Origin of the sequence: Nocardia sp. NPDC049190, assembly GCF_040648115.1 — a bacterium.
Taxonomy (GTDB): Bacteria; Actinomycetota; Actinomycetes; order Mycobacteriales; family Mycobacteriaceae; genus Nocardia.
Genome location: NZ_JBEZDE010000092.1, coordinates 1,727 through 5,262 on the forward strand (window position 1 = coordinate 1,727; position 3,536 = coordinate 5,262).

Below are 3,536 nucleotides of genomic sequence, written 5' to 3' on the forward strand. Positions count from 1 at the left end.
GATATATCGACACACTGTTGGGTCCTGAGAGAACACGCGAGTGTTTCTTTCTAGGCAAAGAATAACGATCTGGTCGGGTTTTCTGTCATACCGGTTTCGGCTCTTCGGGGTTGGGGTGCTGGTGCGGGAATCGGATTCGGCTGGGTGTGTTGTTTGAGAACTGCACAGTGGACGCGAGCATCTTTGTTTGTAAGTGTTTAAGAGCGTACGGTGGATGCCTTGGCACCAGGAGCCGATGAAGGACGTAGGAGGCTGCGATAAGCCTCGGGGAGCTGTCAACCGAGCTGAGATCCGAGGATTTCCGAATGGGGAAACCCAGCACGAGTGATGTCGTGTTACCCGCATCTGAATATATAGGGTGTGTGGAGGGAACGTGGGGAAGTGAAACATCTCAGTACCCACAGGAAGAGAAAACAATTGTGATTCCGTGAGTAGTGGCGAGCGAAAGCGGATGAGGCTAAACCATGCGGATGTGATACCCGGCAGGGGTTGTCCGTGTGGGGTTGTGGGGCCCATTTTCTCATTGCTGCCGTGATGAGCGACAGTCAGAAAAGTTCGTGTTAGTCGAAGTGGTCTGGGATGGCCTGTCGTAGAGGGTGAGAATCCCGTAGACGAAAACACGTGCTCTGTTGTAGTGGGTGCCCGAGTAGCAGCGGGCCCGTGAAATCTGCTGTGAATCTGCCGGGACCACCCGGTAAGCCTGAATACTCCCTGGTGACCGATAGCGGACTAGTACCGTGAGGGAAAGGTGAAAAGTACCCCGGGAGGGGAGTGAAATAGTACCTGAAACCGTGCGCTTACAATCCGTCAGAGCCTTCCCTTCGGGGTGGGGTGATGGCGTGCCTTTTGAAGAATGAGCCTGCGAGTTAGTGGCATGTGGCGAGGTTAACCCGTGTGGGGTAGCCGTAGCGAAAGCGAGTCCGAATAGGGCGTTTGAGTCGCATGTTCTAGACCCGAAGCGGAGTGATCTACCCATGGCCAGGGTGAAGCGACGGTAAGACGTCGTGGAGGCCCGAACCCACTTAGGTTGAAAACTGAGGGGATGAGCTGTGGGTAGGGGTGAAAGGCCAATCAAACTCCGTGATAGCTGGTTCTCCCCGAAATGCATTTAGGTGCAGCGTCACGTGTTTCACACCGGAGGTAGAGCTACTGGATGGTCTAGGGGGCCTACAAGCTTACCGAAATCAGCCAAACTCCGAATGCCGGTGTGTGAGAGCGTGGCAGTGAGACTGCGGGGGATAAGCTTCGTAGTCGAGAGGGAAACAGCCCAGATCGCCGGCTAAGGCCCCTAAGCGTGTACTAAGTGGAAAAGGATGTGGGGTCGCGAAGACAACCAGGAGGTTGGCTTAGAAGCAGCCACCCTTGAAAGAGTGCGTAATAGCTCACTGGTCAAGTGATCCTGCGCCGACAATGTAGCGGGGCTCAAGTACACCGCCGAAGCCGCGGCATTCGCACATGACATTCCGGTCTGCCTTCGGGTGGGTCGGCAGTGGTGTGGATGGGTAGGGGAGCGTCCTGTTGCCAGGGAAGTGCCGGAGTGATCCAGGTGTGGAGGCTACAGGAGTGAGAATGCAGGCATGAGTAGCGAAAGACGAGTGAGAAACTCGTCCGCCGAATGACCAAGGGTTCCTGGGCCAGGTTAATCCGCCCAGGGTGAGTCGGGACCTAAGGCGAGGCCGACAGGCGTAGTCGATGGACAACGGGTTGATATTCCCGTACCCGTGTATCCGCGCCCATGATGAATCAATGGTACTAACCGTCCAAAAGGTGATGGACTCCCTTCGGGGAGCCGGAGCTGGCTGCACGGGACCTTCGTTGGTAGTAGTCAAGCGATGGGGTGACGCAGGAAGGTAGCTGGGCCAGTCAGTGGTTGTACTGGTGTAAGCCTGTAGGGCGTGACATAGGTAAATCCGTGTTGCATGAGCCTGAGAGGTGATGCGTAGCCGATTGAGGCGAATTCAGTGATCCTATGCTGCCGAGAAAAGCCTCTAGTGAGTTGGTACACGGCCCGTACCCCAAACCGACACAGGTGGTCAGGTAGAGAATACCGAGGCGATCGAGAGAACTGTGGTTAAGGAACTCGGCAAAATGCCCCCGTAACTTCGGGAGAAGGGGGACCAGCGCTGGTGACGGGACTTGCTCCCTGAGCTGGTGGTGGTCGCAGAGACCAGAGAGAAGCGACTGTTTACTAAAAACACAGGTCCGTGCGAAGTCGTAAGACGATGTATACGGACTGACGCCTGCCCGGTGCCGGAAGGTTAAGAGGACCGGTTAGCGCCTTCGGGTGCGAAGCTGAGAATTTAAGCCCCGGTAAACGGCGGTGGTAACTATAACCATCCTAAGGTAGCGAAATTCCTTGTCGGGTAAGTTCCGACCTGCACGAATGGCGTAACGACTTCTCTGCTGTCTCAACCACAGACTCGGCGAAATTGCATTACGAGTAAAGATGCTCGTTACGCGCGGCAGGACGAAAAGACCCCGGGACCTTCACTATAGCTTGGTATTGGTGTTCGGTACGGTTTGTGTAGGATAGGTGGGAGACTGTGAAAGCGGCACGCCAGTGTCGTGGGAGTCGTCGTTGAAATACCACTCTGATCGTATTGGACTTCTAACCTCGGACCATGATCTGGTTCAGGGACAGTGCCTGGTGGGTAGTTTAACTGGGGCGGTTGCCTCCTAAAATGTAACGGAGGCGCCCAAAGGTTCCCTCAGCCTGGTTGGCAATCAGGTGTCGAGTGCAAGTGCACAAGGGAGCTTGACTGTGAGAGCGACAGCTCGAGCAGGGACGAAAGTCGGGACTAGTGATCCGGCACCGGCAAGTGGAAGCGGTGTCGCTCAACGGATAAAAGGTACCCCGGGGATAACAGGCTGATCTTCCCCAAGAGTCCATATCGACGGGATGGTTTGGCACCTCGATGTCGGCTCGTCGCATCCTGGGGCTGGAGTAGGTCCCAAGGGTTGGGCTGTTCGCCCATTAAAGCGGCACGCGAGCTGGGTTTAGAACGTCGTGAGACAGTTCGGTCTCTATCCGCCGCGCGCGTCAGAAACTTGAGGAAGGCTGTCCCTAGTACGAGAGGACCGGGACGGACGAACCTCTGGTGTGCCAGTTGTCCTGCCAAGGGCACTGCTGGTTGGCTACGTTCGGAAGGGATAACCGCTGAAAGCATCTAAGCGGGAAGCCTGTTCCAAGATGAGGTTTCTCACCACCTTCGAGTGGTTAAGGCCCCCTACAGACCATGGGGTTGATAGGCCAGAACTGGAAGCACGGTAACGTGTGTAGGTGACTGGTACTAATCGGCCGAGGACTTACCAACAAAGAAGCTACGCGTCCACTGTGCGGTATCTGAAACAACACACAAACCCGCGTTTGTTCATCATGTGATGAGCGGATGGTGGGTGGATAGTTTCATAGAGTTACGGCGGCCATAGCGGCAGGGAAACGCCCGGTCCCATTCCGAACCCGGAAGCTAAGCCTGCCAGCGCCGATGGTACTGCACTCGACAGGGTGTGGGAGAGTAGGACACCGCCGGAACATC

Annotated in this window: 2 rRNA genes; both read left to right on the forward strand. The window is 55.8% G+C overall.

Annotated features, from left to right (window positions below):
- The first annotated feature begins 187 nt into the window (after window positions 1-187).
- Window positions 188-3,314 (forward strand): 23S ribosomal RNA (locus tag AB0B25_RS31840).
- 101 nt (window positions 3,315-3,415) lie between these two features.
- Window positions 3,416-3,532 (forward strand): 5S ribosomal RNA (gene rrf / locus AB0B25_RS31845).
- The last annotated feature ends 4 nt before the right edge of the window (window positions 3,533-3,536 follow it).